Source organism: Maribacter sp. R77961, from assembly GCF_044594925.1.
Taxonomy (GTDB): domain Bacteria; phylum Bacteroidota; class Bacteroidia; order Flavobacteriales; family Flavobacteriaceae; genus Maribacter.
The window spans coordinates 2,711,039-2,726,382 of the sequence record NZ_CP138991.1; the positions used below are offsets into that span (position 1 = coordinate 2,711,039).

Consider the following 15,344-nt stretch of genomic DNA (forward strand, 5'->3'; position numbering starts at 1 on the left):
TGTACTCTTAAAGATTTAACAGATGTTACAGCTACAGGCTATCCGCGAGCAAAAAGACCAAATGATAGACGCACTTAAAAAGCGTAATATCAATGGGAGCACTCTACTTGAAAACGTGCTACAGTTAGATGAAAAAAGACGTACCACTCAGACACGTTTAGATACTGTTTTGGCAGAATCCAATAGTCTCTCCAAGGAAATTGGTGTGCTGTACAAAACTGGAAAAGCCCAGGAAGCTACTATTTTGAAAGAAAAAACAGCCGGCTTAAAGGAAGAATCTAAAAAATTAGGCGATGATTTAAATACCGCTGCGGAAGAACTAAAGACTTTACTGTATCAAATTCCTAATATTCCACACCCGTCTGTACCTAATGGAAACACGGACGATGATAATGAAGAAATCTTTAAAGAGGGAACTATTCCCGAACTTGTGGAAAATGCGTTGCCACATTGGGAGCTGGCCAAAAAGTATGATATTATAGATTTTGAACTAGGGGTGAAAATAGCCGGAGCGGGCTTTCCTGTGTATAAAGGAAAAGGAGCTCGCCTACAACGTGCATTAATCGCTTATTTTCTGGATAAGAATACCGAGGCGGGTTATACCGAGATACAAGTACCTCATTTAGTGAATGAACTATCAGGCTATGGCACGGGACAATTACCGGACAAAGAGGGTCAAATGTACCATGTTACAGCAGACGACCTGTACTTAATACCAACTGCAGAAGTTCCCGTAACAAATATTTTTAGGGACGTTATTGCCGATGAAAAGGAATTTCCAATTTGTTATACCGGATACACTCCGTGTTTTAGGAGAGAAGCTGGCAGCTACGGCGCTCATGTAAGAGGATTAAATAGGTTACATCAATTCGATAAAGTAGAAATTGTACGTGTTGAACGCCCTTCAAACTCCTACAAGGCTTTAGACGGTATGGTAGAACACGTTAAGAACATTTTACGCGAACTTAAACTACCGTATAGGGTCTTGCGATTATGCGGCGGAGATTTAGGTTTTACAGCCGCGCTCACCTACGATTTTGAGGTATTTTCTACTGCGCAAGACCGTTGGTTAGAAATAAGCTCTGTTTCTAATTTTGAAACGTACCAAGCCAACCGATTAAAGTTAAGATACAAGGACGAAAACGGAAAAAACCAATTGGCGCACACCTTAAATGGAAGTGCTTTAGCTTTACCAAGGGTTTTAGCGGGAATTTTAGAGAACTATCAAACAGCGGACGGTATTCAAATACCAGAAGTATTGGTTCCCTATTGTGGATTTGATAAGATAGATTAAGCTATAGATCATTATATTTTAGCGCATAGGATTCCCATTGGTATCCCATTTGAACACGTCTAAAGGCAAAAATCTTTTCGCCGTCTGTTCGTACATTGATAATTCCCGGTAATATTTTTTTGAAGCGCTGTCTGGCCTCAGCATTGGCGGCAGAATTAGAGAAATCTAACCCGTCCATCGTAGTGATTTCAGAGATGGCATGCGCCTCAGCTTCGGTATCTCCTGCATCTACGAATAGTGCCGAAAGTTCAGTAGAAAAAATTAACGGCATCCTGCCTCTGCCCGCCAACCCCAATCCACCGAGAAATACTGCACGTGGATGACCATGGTCTGGTGTTTCACCTGATGACACTATTGTTACCATGGGATTTACTTGATGCAGCAACTCTTGTGAGAACTCATGACTACCATGATGCGGCGCCTTAAAAATTTGTGCATTTACCTTTAAGTTGTTTCCTGGGATTGCCAACAAATGCTCACTTCCTTCCACATTCAAATCTCCCGAAAAAAAAGTGCGTACATGCTTATAATCAATTCTAAAAATTAAGGAGTGTCCGTTTATGGTATGCGATTTACCTCCAAACCATTTCAGTGTATTATCTGGTTCCAAAATAGGCCCCAGCACTTCTAATTGAACACTAGCATCGCCTATTGGTAGAAAACCATTTGAGGCATCCAATCTTCTATAATTTGCCATGGATGTTTTAACGGCATCAATCCATTTCTTAAAACCGGCTTTTAATTGTGCTCCGTCAAGATCCTGTACCGAATTATGAATGGTAATCAATTTATTATGTACCGTTGTTCCCAATTCCGTATTATGGCCAGCTTCGTAGAGCCCAATACCATTATGATAAATATTCTTTACCTGTATTCTAGGGTGTTCCAATAAAGGTATCAGTCCAACTACATGATCCTTATCGGCATGACTTAAGAATAAATGGTCTATAACTACTTTAGTATTTGGCTTATCCAATCTGTATTTCCAAATTAAGAAGCCCAAAGCCCTATCCTTTAAACCACCGTCCACAAGTATTTTTTTATTATTCGGTGTTACTATAAAAGAAGCATCTCCTTGTCCAATATCCAGAAAATAGCATTCCATACTACGTTTTGAAGACATCGGTGAATTTGCAGCTAATTTTCCCTGTCTGCCCCTATAAATGGCATCTCTCCTTTTAGCGGTTGTCCCATCCTGTGATGAATCTATTTCTAATTCATCTCCATGAATAGCAACATAACTAATATCTTCTTCACCATTATTGAAATAGAAGCGTTTTGTTTTTGAACTTAAAAATCGCTTTTCCATTTTACAGTAAGTTTTATTCTATTTATTCTTTTAAGTTAAGTCTTTAAATGTTTTGGTTATCATGGTACTTTACAAATGGTAGTATCTAGTGTACTTGTGGTATTGCATCCATTAAAAATTTTTACATTCCGGTTGCTATTAGCATACTCTTGCTATTTATTTAACATCCTCTTTTAGCATTCTCCTTATCTTTGAATATGCGCTTAAAACTTTTTCTGTTTTTCATGCTTTTTATAGTGGCATCAGGGTTTTCCCAAGAAGACTTTCTGGCCAAACAGTACTTTGCTGATGGTGATTTTGAAAAAGCACTTGTTTTTTATGAAAAACTAACAGAGAAAAATCCCAGAAGAACAGATTATCAAAAAGGTTTAATTTCTTGTTACCAGCAACTAGAACGTTATGAAGATGCGGAGGTATTTCTTTTGAAACAGCTAGAACTTAGAAATCCACACCCAAGTGTATTTATAGAATTAGGTTATAATTTCACACTACAGGAAATTACCGATAAGGCAGATGCTTATTATTCGCAAGCCCTTCAGGTTATTGAGCAAAATCCAAATTATGGTTATGCCATAGGGTATCAATTTCAAAAATATAGCCTGTTGGACAAGGCCGTTCTAGCCTATACCAAAGCCATGGAACTGAATCCCGTTTTGGATTATAGTTTTCAATTGGCACGTATTTATGGTGAGCAGGGTAACATTGATAAAATGTACCGTTCCTATTTGGATTTAATGAGTAATGGAAAAACCTCAAAGTCCAACATTCTTAGAAATATAGATGATTTTATTACCGCAGACTCCGAAAACTACAACAATATATTGCTTAAGCAAATCCTACTCGAGAAAGCACAAAAAACACCAGATATTGTATGGAACGAACTTTTAAGCTGGCTATTTGTTCAACAAGGTCAGTACAACAGTGCTTTTAGGCAAGAAAAAGCAATTTACAGGCGTATGGATGGAAGCACGACCCTACGGTTAGAAAACTTAGCTAAGACCACGCTTGATGAAGAGGAAACTGAAATTGCTCAGGACATATTTAATTATATTATTAAAGAAACAAGTAATGAAGTTACACGCCTAGAGGCCAACCTTAATTTATTGGACATCGAGTTGTTAAACGCTAAAAAAAGTGACTACCCCTCCATTCAAAAAAGGTATGAAGAACTTATAGAAGAATACGGCTACAGGACCCAAACCCTTCAACTACAAGTAGCTTATGCTAAATTCCTGACCTTTAAAAACGACAACCCGGAATTAGCGATTAAACTACTGAAAAATAGTTTAGAATTGCCTCTAAATGACAGAGGAACAGCCTATCTGAAACTTACCTTGGGAGACGTTTTGGTATACAACAGAAAATTTAATGAGGCCCTTATCTATTTTTCTCAGATTCAAAAAAAACTAAAGAACGATGTCCTTGGCCAGAACGCAAGATATAAAGTTGCCGAAACCAGTTTTTATAAAGGTGATTTTGACTGGGCCCTTACGCAACTAAAAGTATTGCGCAGCTCTACCTCACAACTAATTGCCAATGATGCTATGCAATTAAGTCTTTTAATATCTGACAATTCACTGGAAGATTCTACCCAAACCGCATTAAAGAAATATGCTAGGGCAGATTTTTTAGCCTATCAAAATAAAACTAAAGTGGCAATTGAAGTCTTAGAAGACATACTCCAAAATCACAAAGGGGAAAAAATTGAGGATGAGGTACTTTTAAAACAAGCACAACTTTTTGAAGCACAAAAAAAGTATGAATCCGCTGAGTTCAATTACCAAAAAATAATAGAATTCTATGGCAATGGTATTTTAGCAGACGATGCTCATTTTGCTTTAGGAGAATTGTATCGAAAAATATTTGATAAGCCTGAGAAAGCCAAGAGCCACTACGAAAAGATAATTTATAATTATCAAGACAGTTATTACTTTCCCCAGGCCCGTAAAAATTTTAGAATGCTACGTGGAGATGCAATCAATTAAAAGCCCATCCTAAATCCTTCCCAAGGGGATGGACTTTTAATTCCAAAATAAATTATCTTGGCAGCTATAAACAAAGAAATACTAATCCTACCCCCTTTGGGGAGATAAGAGAGGGGCCAATGTACATATATAACGTTACTACCAATATTGAAATCGCATCTGAAAACGAATGGATACATTGGATGCAAACAAAACACATACCGGATGTTTTAGGAACCGGGAAATTTTTAAGCGCTAAAATGACTAAAGTTTTGGTAGAAGAAGATATGGGTGGTGTTACCTATTCCGTTCAATTTACTGTAAAGGATAAAGTCACCTTAGAAAAATATTATAAAGAAGATGCTCCTAGACTAAGAAAAGATACGCAAACACTCTTCGCAGGAAAACTAGTTTCCTTTAGAACAGAATTAGAAATTTTAGACGAATTTTTTGTCCAAAAACCCACTGCTACACAACATTTATTCACCTACGGCACCTTGCTGGAAAAAGAGGTGCAATTAGGGGTTTTTTCTAGGTTATTAGGCGGATTAAAAGATGAGCTTTCGGAATATAGGATTTCTGATCACAAAGTCGCTGACCTATACCCTACCCTGGAACATACTAAAAATGAACAAGATATAATAAGAGGTAAAGTATATGTACTAACACCGGAAGAATTACAAAAAGCAGATGAGTATGAAGGTGTTGCTTATAAACGGATTGAAGTTATATTAGGTTCCAACAAAAAAGCATGGACGTATATTGCAAAATAGCGTAGTAAATTATTATAGGGTAAGTCCGCGAGGTATTGAAAGGAAGATCACGTTTAAATTCGATACAAGTGTCAGAGTACCTGCCTGTACGGCAGGCGGGCTTAAATCTCGATTATCGAGTAAAATGAAGGTATGGGGAAAAAGAGGAAGAAGAACAAAAACGATTTTTACGGGAATAAGGGCAAAGCAACGCAAGCCAGTCCTGTTAAGGCAAAAAAATATCTAGGGCAGCATTTTTTGAAAGATGAAGGTATTGCTAGGCAGATTGCAGAGACCTTATCCTTTGAAAATTATAAAAATGTTATCGAAATTGGTCCGGGAACAGGAGTGTTAACCAAGTATCTTTTGCTACAGGATATAGATTTGGTTGCTATGGATTTAGACTCAGATTCCATTATTTACCTTAATCATAGTTTTCCTTTAGAACATCCAAAGGTATTACAAGGATCAAATTCTTTCAAGGTAATCGAAGGTGATTTCCTTAAGTACAATATGAAAGAACTATTTGGAGAAGAACAATTTGCCATTACCGGGAACTTCCCTTATAACATCTCAACACAAATTGTTTTTAAAATGCTAGAAATGCGTGCGCAAGTTCCAGAGTTTTCTGGAATGTTCCAAAAGGAAGTTGCGCAACGTATTTGCGCTCCGGAAGGTAGTAAAACCTATGGAATTCTTTCCGTACTGGCCCAAGCCTTCTATGAGGCAGAATATCTTTTTACGGTGCACCCACAAGTTTTTGACCCACCGCCTAAAGTTCAGTCCGGGGTGCTAAGACTTACCAGAAAAACAGATTTTGAAATAGGTTGTGATGAAAAACTCTTTTACCGAGTAGTTAAAACAGCTTTCGGTCAAAGGAGAAAGACACTTCGCAACAGCTTAAAAACCTTTTCCCTTTCAGATATTCTCAAAGAAGATGCTATATTTGACCAGCGCCCGGAGCAACTGGCAGTTGCTGATTTTATAGCGTTGACGAAGAAAATAGCAGATGACACCGTTTAAACTTTCAGAAGAACTTGTTAGCGAGATAGAACAGCTTATAGAAAACCAAGAGAATTCTCAACTGAATGCTATCTTGGATGAAGTGCACTATGCAGATGTCGCAGAAATCATTAATGAGCTTAATGAAGATGAGGCTACCTATCTTATAAAGCTTCTGGACAGCGATAAAACTTCTGATGTTCTTACAGAGTTAGATGAAGATGTGCGGGAAGCCATTCTAGGAAACCTTTCCTCAAAAGAAATTGCCGGAGAACTAGAAGAACTTGATACCGATGACGCTGCGGACATCATTGCTGAACTTCCCCAAGAGATTGTGCAAGAGGTTATCTCCGAGATTGAAGACAGAGACCATGCAAAAGATATTGTAGACCTTTTGCGCTATGATGAAAACTCTGCCGGCGGTCTAATGGCCAAAGAGCTGGTAAAGGTTAGCGAGAATTGGACCGTTACAAAATGTGTAAAGGAAATGCGCTCTCAGGCAGAAAATGTTACCCGGGTACACTCTATTTATGTCGTAGACAAGGAAGAAAAATTAATGGGGAGGCTCTCCCTAAAAGATTTGTTGACTGTCTCTACGGAAACACATATCAGGGAAATATACATTCCTAAGGTAGATGCCGTAAATGTCAATGAAAAGCCAGAAGAGGTAGCGAAAATAATGTCTAAATACGATTTAGAAGCCATCCCTGTGATTGATGAAATAGGGAGACTCGTAGGCCGTATCACTATTGATGATATTGTAGATGTTATTCGTGAAGAGGCGGATAAAGATTATCAAATGGCAGCCGGTATCTCACAAGACGTTGAGGCAGATGATAGCATATGGGAATTGACAAGGGCAAGATTGCCTTGGCTTATCCTAGGTCTTTTTGGAGGTGCGGCAGCAGCTGTTATTATGGGCGGTTTTGAAGAAATGTTCAAGAAATACACCATTCTATTTTTATTTACCCCATTGATCGCGGCTATGGCAGGAAATGTAGGGGTACAATCTAGTGCTATTATTGTACAAGGTTTAGCAAATGATGATATTAAAGGCAGTGTTGGAAACCGGCTCATAAAAGAGATGCTATTAGCCCTATTGAACGGCGTAATTTTAGCAGCCTTATTACTACTTTTTACATGGATTTGGAAGGGCGACTTCCTAACCGCTCTAGCTATATCTACATCATTGATAGCCGTAATTGTTGTTGCTGGTTTCATTGGTACGTTTACGCCCTTATTCCTACATAAAAGAGGAATAGACCCTGCCATTGCTACAGGACCTTTCATTACTACCAGTAATGATATTTTTGGAATACTTATCTATTTTATGATTGCCAAGCTCATTTTAGGTATTTAAAATAAATAGCTGTCCCATGCAGCTTTATAAACGAACATAATTTAATACTATGAAATCCATAAATCTAAAAGATAAACATGCCGTTTTCACGAAACAATGGCACCCACACCAAATAGCTACGGTAGACAATATGCAAGTGATTCTAGCCAAAATACAGGGAGAATTTGTGTGGCATGCACATGAGAACGAAGATGAACTGTTTCAAGTGTTAAAAGGCACCATGTATATGAAGTTTAGAGATAGGACGGAAGTTGTAAACGAAGGCGAAATCATAGTAGTACCAAAGGGAGTAGAACATTGCCCATCGACCAAAAATGGTGAAGAGGTTCACTTATTACTATTTGAAAAACAGGATACTGCCCACACGGGAGACGTAACCCATGAAATGACCCAAACCAATTATCCAAAAATATAAGATAAATGAAAGTCCTGCACGTAGATAAAAATCATCCTTTGTTATTAGAACAATTCGCCGAGTTAAATTTTCAGAATGATGAAGATTATACGTCATCAAAAGCAGAAATTGAAAAGAAGATACAGCATTACGACGGACTCATTATACGCAGCAGATTTACTATAGATGCCGATTTTTTAGATAAAGCGACCAACTTAAAATTTATTGGTCGACTTGGGGCAGGTCTTGAAAATATAGACACTAAATATGCAAAAACAAAGGGTATCTTTTTAGCAGCGGCTCCGGAAGGAAATAGCAATGCTGTTGGCGAACATACACTGGGAATGCTACTCTCCCTTATTAACAAATTGAACAAAGCTGATAAAGAAGTACGTTCAGGCACCTGGGATAGAGAGGGGAACCGAGGTATTGAATTAGATGGAAAAACCGTTGGCATTATAGGCTACGGTAATATGGGCAAGGCATTTGCTAAAAAATTAAAGGGCTTTGATGTGGAAGTTATTTGTTATGATATTCTAGGCGGTGTCGGAAATGAAGATGCCCGACAAGTAGGTATTTTAGAACTACAACAACGCAGTGATGTGATAAGTTTGCATACCCCCCAAACCGAACAGACTATTGGCATGATTAATTCAGAATTTATAAATGGGTTTCAGAATCCATTTTGGCTATTGAATACGGCACGAGGAAAATGTGTGGTTACCGCAGACTTGGTTGAAGCTTTAAAAACTGGAGAAGTTCTTGGAGCCGGTTTAGATGTACTAGAATATGAAAAATCCTCTTTTGAAAATATGTGCGCTGACCAAGAACTACCAAGTGCCTTCCAATATTTGATTAACGCTGAAAATGTAATTCTATCACCGCACGTGGCCGGTTGGACCGTTGAAAGCAAAGTCAAACTCGCGCAAACTGTAGTCGATAAAATCAAAAAGAAGTTTTGTTAACTTTAAAAGGTGAAAAAAACCGTAGTTACTTTTGGTCTGCTTATTCTGTCGTTATTGGTTCTTTTTCAGATAAGCAAATACGCCTTCGTTAGCGGAGACTTGAAAATTGAATTATTCATAGCCGCCGTCGCTATCATCTTTTTTATCATTGGTGTTTACTTAAATAAACGTAGCCTGCATCAAGAAAGGTTACCAGAGGGAGAAATTGACCTGAGTAAAATCAAAGCTTTGGATTTGAGCGAAAGAGAATACGAAGTACTCAAAGAAATCTCCATAGGCTTATCGAACAGAGAAATTGGTGATAAGCTTTTTCTCTCTGAAAGCACCATAAAAACGCATGTCTCGAACATTTTATTAAAGCTGAATGCGAAAAGGCGTACCCAAGCCGTTCAAATTGCCAAAGAGATGCAAATACTTTAGTACCGTCATTTCGGTACTTTAGTATGAGACTGTTTTGGGTAGACCAAAATATATTTGCTGTAAATCACCTAAACTTATAAAAATGAAAAAAACAATACTACGTTTCGGTCTTTATGGGGTTATCACCATTTGTCTCTTATCTATTTTGATTTGGAGCCTAGTAAAGGTTGTTGATAATACCACGGGAGAAATCATTGGCTATTCGTCAATGGTAGTATCACTTCTCTTCGTTTTTTTCGGTATTAAACATTTTCGAGATAGAGAAAACAATGGAGTAGTAACATTCGCTAAAGCCCTGCTCATTGGTGTACTAATCAGTCTAATAGTTTCTGTGGCTTTCGGAATATTGGATATCATTTACGTAAAATTCGTAAATCCTGATTTTATGACCGATTATTATGAGGGTATGCTTGAACAAGCGCAAACTTTACCTGCAGAAGAATTTGAGATTCGAAAAGAAGAATTAAACGCTGAAAAAGAAATGTTCTTGAATCCGTTCATGCATTTTTTCATTATGTCTATGATGGTTTTTGTAATTGGTTTTATAATTTCATTGCTTTCAGCATTGCTACTTCAACGTAAAAACAACTAGCATGAACTACAAGGCAGATTCACCAGACGACTACATCAAACAGCTACCTGAAGACCGACAACCGGTTCTAACCAAATTACGTGAGCTTATTTCAAAGAACCTTCCTGAAGGTTTTAAAGAACAAATGAGTTATGGCATGTTAGGTTGGGTGGTACCGCATTCAATCTACCCTGATGGCTATCATTGCGATACCAAACTCCCGTTACCATTCATTAACCTCGCCTCACAAAAGAATTTCGTGGCTTTATATCATTCTGGAATTTATGCCGATACTAAGTTACATGATTGGTTTGTAGACGAATACCCTAAACATGTCAAGACCAAATTAGATATAGGCAAAAGTTGTGTCCGTTTTAAGAATATGGAAACCATTCCCTACGAACTTATTGGAGAACTCTGTACCAAGATGAGCGTAAAAGATTGGGTAAGCCTTTACGAAAAGAATACAAAAAGATGACTTAAATACGTCATAAATCACAAACTTCTAAAGAACTAGAAAATGAAAAATAGAGTAACAGGGCTGGGTGGTTTCTTTTTTAAGACCAAGGACCCGAATAAAATTAAAGATTGGTATGGCAACCATTTGGGTCTGAATACGGATCAATACGGTTGTACATTTTGGTGGAAGGACAAGGAGGGTAATGACTGCTCCACACAATGGAGTCCTATGAATGCTGATACAGAATATTTTAAACCAAGCACCTCATCTTTTATGATGAACTTTAGGGTAGAGAACCTCATAGAACTGCTCAAAGTTTTAAAGGAAGAAGGGGTAACCGTCGTAGGGGAAGTGGAGGAATACAGCTATGGCAAATTCGGGTGGATACTAGACCCGGACGGGAACAAATTAGAACTTTGGGAACCTATTGATAAAGCTTTTCTATAATAGCCATTAATTTGTTACATTTAGAAAGATTTTAACCACCAAAAAACAATTAAAATGTCAGAAGAGAACAAAGACCTTGGGGATAAAGCGGAAGATGCGTTTGATGCGGCCAAGGATAAAGCAAAAGATTTAGGAGATAAAGCAGAGGATGCCTTTGACGATGCTAAAGAAAAAGCTGGTGATTTTGCGGACAAAGCAGAAGAAGCCGCAAAGGATTTTAAAGAAGATGTCAAAGAAACTTTTGACCCTAATAACCCTGATAGTGGAAAAACCATAGCAATCATAGCACATTTGACTTTAGTAGGTTGGGTTATTGCCTACTTTATGAACAGTAGTAACAAAACTGAAATAGGGGCATTTTATTTAAGACAGGTCCTCGGAATTATGTTGTTAGGATTAGTTTTAAGTTTAATTCCAATTCTGAATCTAATAGCTTGGGTACTTCCTCTTGTGTTATGGTTAATGAGTCTTATCAGCTGTATAAATGGAGAACAAAAACCAGTATTTTTGGTAGGTACTTATTTCCAAGATTGGTTTAAAGGCCTTTAAATACTAAAAAGTCAGATTTTCTAAAGTCTGACTTTTTTTATTCATTTTATTATCGTAATATTGCAATATATAAATATATTACATGGGTGTAACCAAGACACAAATATTCAATACAAAACAGAATGAGCTTGCTACCATATTCAAAGTACTTTCCAATCCTGCCAGGATTGCCATACTACAATATATTAGTACGCAAGAAGCCTGTATCTGTAATGACATTGTAGATGAAATAGGTTTGGCGCAACCCACCATCTCCCAACATTTAAAGGAGTTAAAAAGTATTGACCTGATTACCGGGGAAATTGAGGGCAAGCGGGTTTGCTATTGCATAAACCTTAAGAAATGGAAGAAAATACAAGACCTTCTCAATTCCTTTTTTGATAAAACTAAATTTAATTGCTGTTAAAACATAAACTATGAAAACAAACGAATTTTTATCGCTCTTAAAAGAAAATCCCAACAAAAGTCTTCTTTTTGAATACAAAGAAGGTCAGTTCGTAGGTGCTAATTACCACATTACTGAAATAAAGAACATCACGATAGATTCAGTCGACTGTGGTGCTGGGGTAGATTTCTGGAAAGAAACCATAATTCAGCTTTGGGAAAGCCCAGACGAGCATGAAAAAGAAGAATACATGTCTGCCTACAAGGCCTTGGGTATTTTGAACAAAGTAGACAACATCAAGCCTATGGAAAGAGAGGTCGAAGTAAAATTCGAGTACAGCAATGCCAATTTTCACACAGCGCAGTTATTTGTGGCTGATTTTACAATTGATGAAAACAACCTGGCAATGAAACTTTCCATTGAAAAAACGGATTGTAAAGCACGCGAAACATGTGGAGTTCCTGTTGCTTTAGAAGCTAATGAAGCATCTAGCTGCGCTCCAGGTGGAGGTTGCTGCTAACAATAAAGCACTGAGCTATGGAAATTCTATTTACACTAAGTACGGCTTGTATAGTATTATTTATGATACTCGCAACCTATGATGGATTTTATCTACACATTTTCAAATATGGGCTTTTTAATCATGAAGAGAGTGTTTTTGAACACAAAACTCACGCGGTAAGAGCTGTACTTTTTCCGTTAATCGTCTGGGCACTTTTCATCAATGAAGCTAACTTTCCGCTTTTCTTAGCTGGGCTTGCATTAGTTGCTTTAGATTTAGTGGTTTTAAGCGTAGATGCCTACTCCGAAAAGGAAAGTCGCAATTTTATGGGTGGCCTACCCAGATGGGAATATATCATCCACCTTTTTTCGAATGCATTTCACTTCGCCGCGATTATTCTGGTTTTAGCGCTTAAAATAAAAGTAACTGAAGCAGGATTGGTCTTCGTTACTACTTTTGCAGACTCAATGGCAAAAGAACTGTTCACTTTCGTCAGCATAAATATCATTCCAGGAGCCATTGTTCTTGCGCTATTGCACTTTGCTTTACTACTAAAAGTACCTCAGTCGGTATGGAATAGCTATAGAACCAAAATTACGTGTTGTTGATATGAAACAAGAAAACACGGTTTCGGTTAGACCCATGCTAGCTGATGATTGGAATGCCGTTTCAAAAATCTATGCCGAAGGAATAGCCACAGGTTTTGCCACTTTTGAAACAGAAATACCTTCGTACTTGGATTGGGATAAGGCGCATTTACCAACTTGTAGGTTGGTTGCCGTGCAGCAAGATAGTGTTGTTGGTTGGGCGGCTCTTTCTCCCGTCTCTGGCCGATGTGTTTATGGCGGCGTTGCCGAAGTTAGTGTATATATCGGTAAAAACTCCAGAGGTTATGGAGTGGGCAAGCTTCTTATGAAACACCTTATTGTTGAAAGTGAAAACGAGGGTTTATGGACCTTGCAATCTGGTATTTTCCCTGAAAACAAAATCAGTATTACACTACATGAAAAAGTGGGCTTTCGTTACATTGGTAAACGAGAAAGAGTTGGAAAAACCAGAGATGGTATTTGGAAAGACAATCTCCTTTTTGAACGACGCAGTACTGAAGTTGGCGTAGATTAAGTCGCTCCTTTTTCTTTAGGTTGCGTTTCTGTCAACTTACGTTCCAGCTCGGCCTGAAATTCTTCCATAACTGGCTTTACGGTACTTTCTGGAAGGTCGGAGATTTTAATGTACATTAACCCATCTACCGAGTTATTGAACAAAGGATCTACGTTAAAGGCAACGACTTTTGCATTTTGTTTGATGTATTTTTTTATCAATACCGGCAAACGCAAACTGCCCGGTTCTACCTCTTCTATTAAACGGTCGAACTTATTTAAATCGGCCTGGGTTTCATCAAAAACAAATTCCTTATCGGCATCATTGAGTTTAACCTTGAATTCTTTTTTAGGTCTAATGTACTGAGCCACATAAGGATCCCAATAATTAGACTTCATGAACTCTATCATCAGGGACTTGGAGAAATTTGAAAATTGATTACTTATGCTTACACCACCGATTAAGTATTTATGTTCCGGATGTCTTAACGTTGTGTGTACAATGCCTTTCCAAAGTAAAAACAATGGCATGGGTTTCTGTTGATATTCCTTAACGATATAGGCTCGTCCCATCTCTATAGAATTCTGCATCATGCCGTACAATTCTGGTTCCACCCGAAATAAATCCTGAAGGTAAAAACCATCTATACCGTGTTCTGGAAAAATCTCCGCGCCCATACCCATCCTGTACGCTCCCACAATACATTTATCATCGCTATCCCAAAGAAAAAGGTGATGGTAGTAAGAATCGAACACATCTAAATCTATAGCGTTATTGGTGCCTTCACCAATGGCCCTAAAAGTAATCTCTCGTTGCCGACCTATTTCTTTTAAAATAAACGGCATGTCTTTCTCTTTAGCCAGAAATACCTCATAGTTTTTACTTTGGAGTAGTCTACGATCCTTGTCCCTAAGTTTTTCAATTTCACCTTCCATAACCTCCTTCCGCATAGCGCTAGCAATTTTTTTTGGAGGTTTGGGAATTTTAAGCGTTGTTGGTATCTGATCTATGAGTCGCTCTTTCTCATAAGCATTTGAAAGGATATATGTTTTCTTTCTTAATAAATCCGTGTACTCCTCTAAACTCTTATGTTCTTTTTGAGATTTTACTGAAATAGGCTGCCCTATACGGACCTTAATAGGTCTGTTGCGCTGAGATAAGACCTGAGAAGGAATCAATGCTGTTCTAAAAATGGGGCTCCACTTAGATAGTCGGTAAAACAATTTACTATTCTTGGCGTGAAAATATATGGGTACCACGGGCACCTCTGCTTTTCGTATCAACTTCAACACCGCTTCTTCCCATGGTTTATCTACTAGTAACTTACCCTCTTTATGGGTAGAGACCTCCCCTGCCGGGAAAATTCCGAGCGGATGTCCGTTTCTTACATGAATTAATGCATTCTTAAAACCAACTAAACTACTCTTCGCATCTTTGTGGTCTTCAAAAGGATTTACAGGAAGAATGTAAGGCGCTAAGGGTACCATACGCTGTAAAAGAAAGTTGGCCATGATCTTATAATCCTTACGCTGTGGCAACATCAATTTCATTAAAAGGATACCATCGATAGCCCCTAAAGGGTGATTACTTATGGTAATATAGGATCCATCTTTAGGTAACCTTTTAAAATCCTCCTCGGGTATCTCATAATCAATCTCATAATGCTTTAAAATAGCTTTTGCGTAGTCATCACAATCTAGATGCGCTATTTTATCGTAAAAAGAATTTATGCTTGAAATTCTGGTAATTTTCATCAAGAGCCAGCCAATAAAAGTACCTACATAACCGTATTTAGATAAGTTGATAGCCTTTGCTATCTCTTTTGCGGTCACTAAACCCATAGAATGAAAATATTAGCGTGCGGTAAAT

General features: G+C 37.9%; 18 protein-coding genes. 16 read left to right on the forward strand and 2 right to left on the reverse strand.

Translation table 11 applies throughout. From position 1 onward, the window contains the following. The first annotated feature begins 22 nt into the window (after nt 1-22). Complete coding sequence (gene serS / locus SJY09_RS11615) at nt 23-1,294, forward strand: serine--tRNA ligase (protein WP_396635883.1); 1,272 nt, start codon at nt 23-25, stop codon at nt 1,292-1,294. A gap of 1 nt (nt 1,295) precedes the next feature. Here serS and SJY09_RS11620 read toward each other — a convergent pair whose 3' ends face one another. Next, nucleotides 1,296-2,603, reverse strand: coding sequence for a ComEC/Rec2 family competence protein (locus SJY09_RS11620; protein ID WP_396635884.1), 1,308 nt, complete (start codon nt 2,601-2,603; stop codon nt 1,296-1,298). A 224-nt stretch (nt 2,604-2,827) separates the two neighbouring features. On the opposite strand from SJY09_RS11620, the gene SJY09_RS11625 reads away from it, so the two are divergent. The 15 genes from SJY09_RS11625 to SJY09_RS11695 all read left to right on the forward strand — a co-directional run bounded on the left by SJY09_RS11625 (nt 2,828) and on the right by SJY09_RS11695 (nt 13,496). Continuing rightward, nucleotides 2,828-4,588: a tetratricopeptide repeat protein gene (locus SJY09_RS11625; RefSeq protein WP_396635885.1), complete on the forward strand. Its 1,761-nt coding sequence runs from the start codon at nt 2,828-2,830 to the stop codon at nt 4,586-4,588. 119 nt (nt 4,589-4,707) lie between these two features. Further along, complete coding sequence (locus SJY09_RS11630; RefSeq protein WP_396635886.1) at nt 4,708-5,340, forward strand: DUF4286 family protein; 633 nt, start codon at nt 4,708-4,710, stop codon at nt 5,338-5,340. Between the two features lie 132 nt (nt 5,341-5,472). After that, nucleotides 5,473-6,342, forward strand: a complete 870-nt coding sequence (gene rsmA, locus SJY09_RS11635) for a 16S rRNA (adenine(1518)-N(6)/adenine(1519)-N(6))-dimethyltransferase RsmA (RefSeq protein ID WP_396635887.1) — start codon at nt 5,473-5,475, stop codon at nt 6,340-6,342. Continuing rightward, nucleotides 6,329-7,681, forward strand: a complete 1,353-nt coding sequence (gene mgtE, locus SJY09_RS11640; protein WP_396635888.1) for a magnesium transporter — start codon at nt 6,329-6,331, stop codon at nt 7,679-7,681. Before rsmA ends, mgtE begins: the two co-directional genes overlap by 14 nt. Nucleotides 7,682-7,730: 49 nt before the next feature. After that, nucleotides 7,731-8,096 (forward strand): cupin domain-containing protein, encoded by a 366-nt coding sequence (locus SJY09_RS11645; RefSeq protein ID WP_396635889.1) that lies wholly within the window; start codon nt 7,731-7,733, stop codon nt 8,094-8,096. Between the two features lie 5 nt (nt 8,097-8,101). After that, entirely contained in the window at nt 8,102-9,040 is a 939-nt protein-coding gene (locus SJY09_RS11650; RefSeq protein WP_396635890.1) for a 2-hydroxyacid dehydrogenase, read from the forward strand. A 9-nt stretch (nt 9,041-9,049) separates the two neighbouring features. After that, on the forward strand, nt 9,050-9,460 hold the full coding sequence (locus tag SJY09_RS11655) for a response regulator transcription factor (protein WP_396635891.1): 411 nt from the start codon (nt 9,050-9,052) through the stop codon (nt 9,458-9,460). An 82-nt stretch (nt 9,461-9,542) separates the two neighbouring features. After that, nucleotides 9,543-10,052, forward strand: a complete 510-nt coding sequence (locus SJY09_RS11660; RefSeq protein ID WP_396635892.1) for a DUF4199 domain-containing protein — start codon at nt 9,543-9,545, stop codon at nt 10,050-10,052. 1 nt (nt 10,053) lies between these two features. Next, nucleotides 10,054-10,509, forward strand: coding sequence for a DUF1801 domain-containing protein (locus SJY09_RS11665; RefSeq protein ID WP_396635893.1), 456 nt, complete (start codon nt 10,054-10,056; stop codon nt 10,507-10,509). A gap of 42 nt (nt 10,510-10,551) precedes the next feature. Then, the gene (locus tag SJY09_RS11670) at nt 10,552-10,938 is read left to right on the forward strand and encodes a VOC family protein (protein ID WP_396635894.1); all 387 of its coding nucleotides are present in this window, start codon (nt 10,552-10,554) and stop codon (nt 10,936-10,938) included. Nucleotides 10,939-10,992: 54 nt separating this feature from the next. Beyond that, entirely contained in the window at nt 10,993-11,487 is a 495-nt protein-coding gene (locus SJY09_RS11675; protein ID WP_396635895.1) for a YtxH domain-containing protein, read from the forward strand. Nucleotides 11,488-11,569: 82 nt separating this feature from the next. Beyond that, nucleotides 11,570-11,893, forward strand: a complete 324-nt coding sequence (locus tag SJY09_RS11680; protein ID WP_396635896.1) for an ArsR/SmtB family transcription factor — start codon at nt 11,570-11,572, stop codon at nt 11,891-11,893. Nucleotides 11,894-11,903: 10 nt separating this feature from the next. Beyond that, complete coding sequence (locus SJY09_RS11685; RefSeq protein WP_396635897.1) at nt 11,904-12,392, forward strand: DUF6428 family protein; 489 nt, start codon at nt 11,904-11,906, stop codon at nt 12,390-12,392. Nucleotides 12,393-12,409: 17 nt separating this feature from the next. Next, nucleotides 12,410-12,982 (forward strand): hypothetical protein, encoded by a 573-nt coding sequence (locus SJY09_RS11690; protein ID WP_396635898.1) that lies wholly within the window; start codon nt 12,410-12,412, stop codon nt 12,980-12,982. Between the two features lies 1 nt (nt 12,983). Next, the gene (locus SJY09_RS11695) at nt 12,984-13,496 is read left to right on the forward strand and encodes a GNAT family N-acetyltransferase (protein ID WP_396635899.1); all 513 of its coding nucleotides are present in this window, start codon (nt 12,984-12,986) and stop codon (nt 13,494-13,496) included. On the opposite strand, the gene SJY09_RS11700 is transcribed toward SJY09_RS11695, so the two are convergent. Further along, nucleotides 13,493-15,316 carry a GNAT family N-acyltransferase gene (locus tag SJY09_RS11700; RefSeq protein WP_396635900.1) on the reverse strand — a complete coding sequence of 608 codons (1,824 nt, stop codon included), beginning with the start codon at nt 15,314-15,316 and terminating at the stop codon, nt 13,493-13,495. The genes SJY09_RS11695 and SJY09_RS11700 overlap by 4 nt on opposite strands. Between the last annotated feature and the right edge of the window lie 28 nt (nt 15,317-15,344).

Coding starts and splice junctions, on each gene's coding strand:
- serS (WP_396635883.1), top strand. CDS start 23: ATGTTACAGCTACAGGCTATCCGCGAGCAAAAAGACCAAATGATAGAC.
- SJY09_RS11620 (WP_396635884.1), bottom strand. CDS start 2,603: ATGGAAAAGCGATTTTTAAGTTCAAAAACAAAACGCTTCTATTTCAAT.
- SJY09_RS11625 (WP_396635885.1), top strand. CDS start 2,828: ATGCTTTTTATAGTGGCATCAGGGTTTTCCCAAGAAGACTTTCTGGCC.
- SJY09_RS11630 (WP_396635886.1), top strand. CDS start 4,708: ATGTACATATATAACGTTACTACCAATATTGAAATCGCATCTGAAAAC.
- rsmA (WP_396635887.1), top strand. CDS start 5,473: ATGGGGAAAAAGAGGAAGAAGAACAAAAACGATTTTTACGGGAATAAG.
- mgtE (WP_396635888.1), top strand. CDS start 6,329: ATGACACCGTTTAAACTTTCAGAAGAACTTGTTAGCGAGATAGAACAG.
- SJY09_RS11645 (WP_396635889.1), top strand. CDS start 7,731: ATGAAATCCATAAATCTAAAAGATAAACATGCCGTTTTCACGAAACAA.
- SJY09_RS11650 (WP_396635890.1), top strand. CDS start 8,102: ATGAAAGTCCTGCACGTAGATAAAAATCATCCTTTGTTATTAGAACAA.
- SJY09_RS11660 (WP_396635892.1), top strand. CDS start 9,543: ATGAAAAAAACAATACTACGTTTCGGTCTTTATGGGGTTATCACCATT.
- SJY09_RS11665 (WP_396635893.1), top strand. CDS start 10,054: ATGAACTACAAGGCAGATTCACCAGACGACTACATCAAACAGCTACCT.
- SJY09_RS11670 (WP_396635894.1), top strand. CDS start 10,552: ATGAAAAATAGAGTAACAGGGCTGGGTGGTTTCTTTTTTAAGACCAAG.
- SJY09_RS11675 (WP_396635895.1), top strand. CDS start 10,993: ATGTCAGAAGAGAACAAAGACCTTGGGGATAAAGCGGAAGATGCGTTT.
- SJY09_RS11680 (WP_396635896.1), top strand. CDS start 11,570: ATGGGTGTAACCAAGACACAAATATTCAATACAAAACAGAATGAGCTT.
- SJY09_RS11685 (WP_396635897.1), top strand. CDS start 11,904: ATGAAAACAAACGAATTTTTATCGCTCTTAAAAGAAAATCCCAACAAA.
- SJY09_RS11690 (WP_396635898.1), top strand. CDS start 12,410: ATGGAAATTCTATTTACACTAAGTACGGCTTGTATAGTATTATTTATG.
- SJY09_RS11695 (WP_396635899.1), top strand. CDS start 12,984: ATGAAACAAGAAAACACGGTTTCGGTTAGACCCATGCTAGCTGATGAT.
- SJY09_RS11700 (WP_396635900.1), bottom strand. CDS start 15,316: ATGGGTTTAGTGACCGCAAAAGAGATAGCAAAGGCTATCAACTTATCT.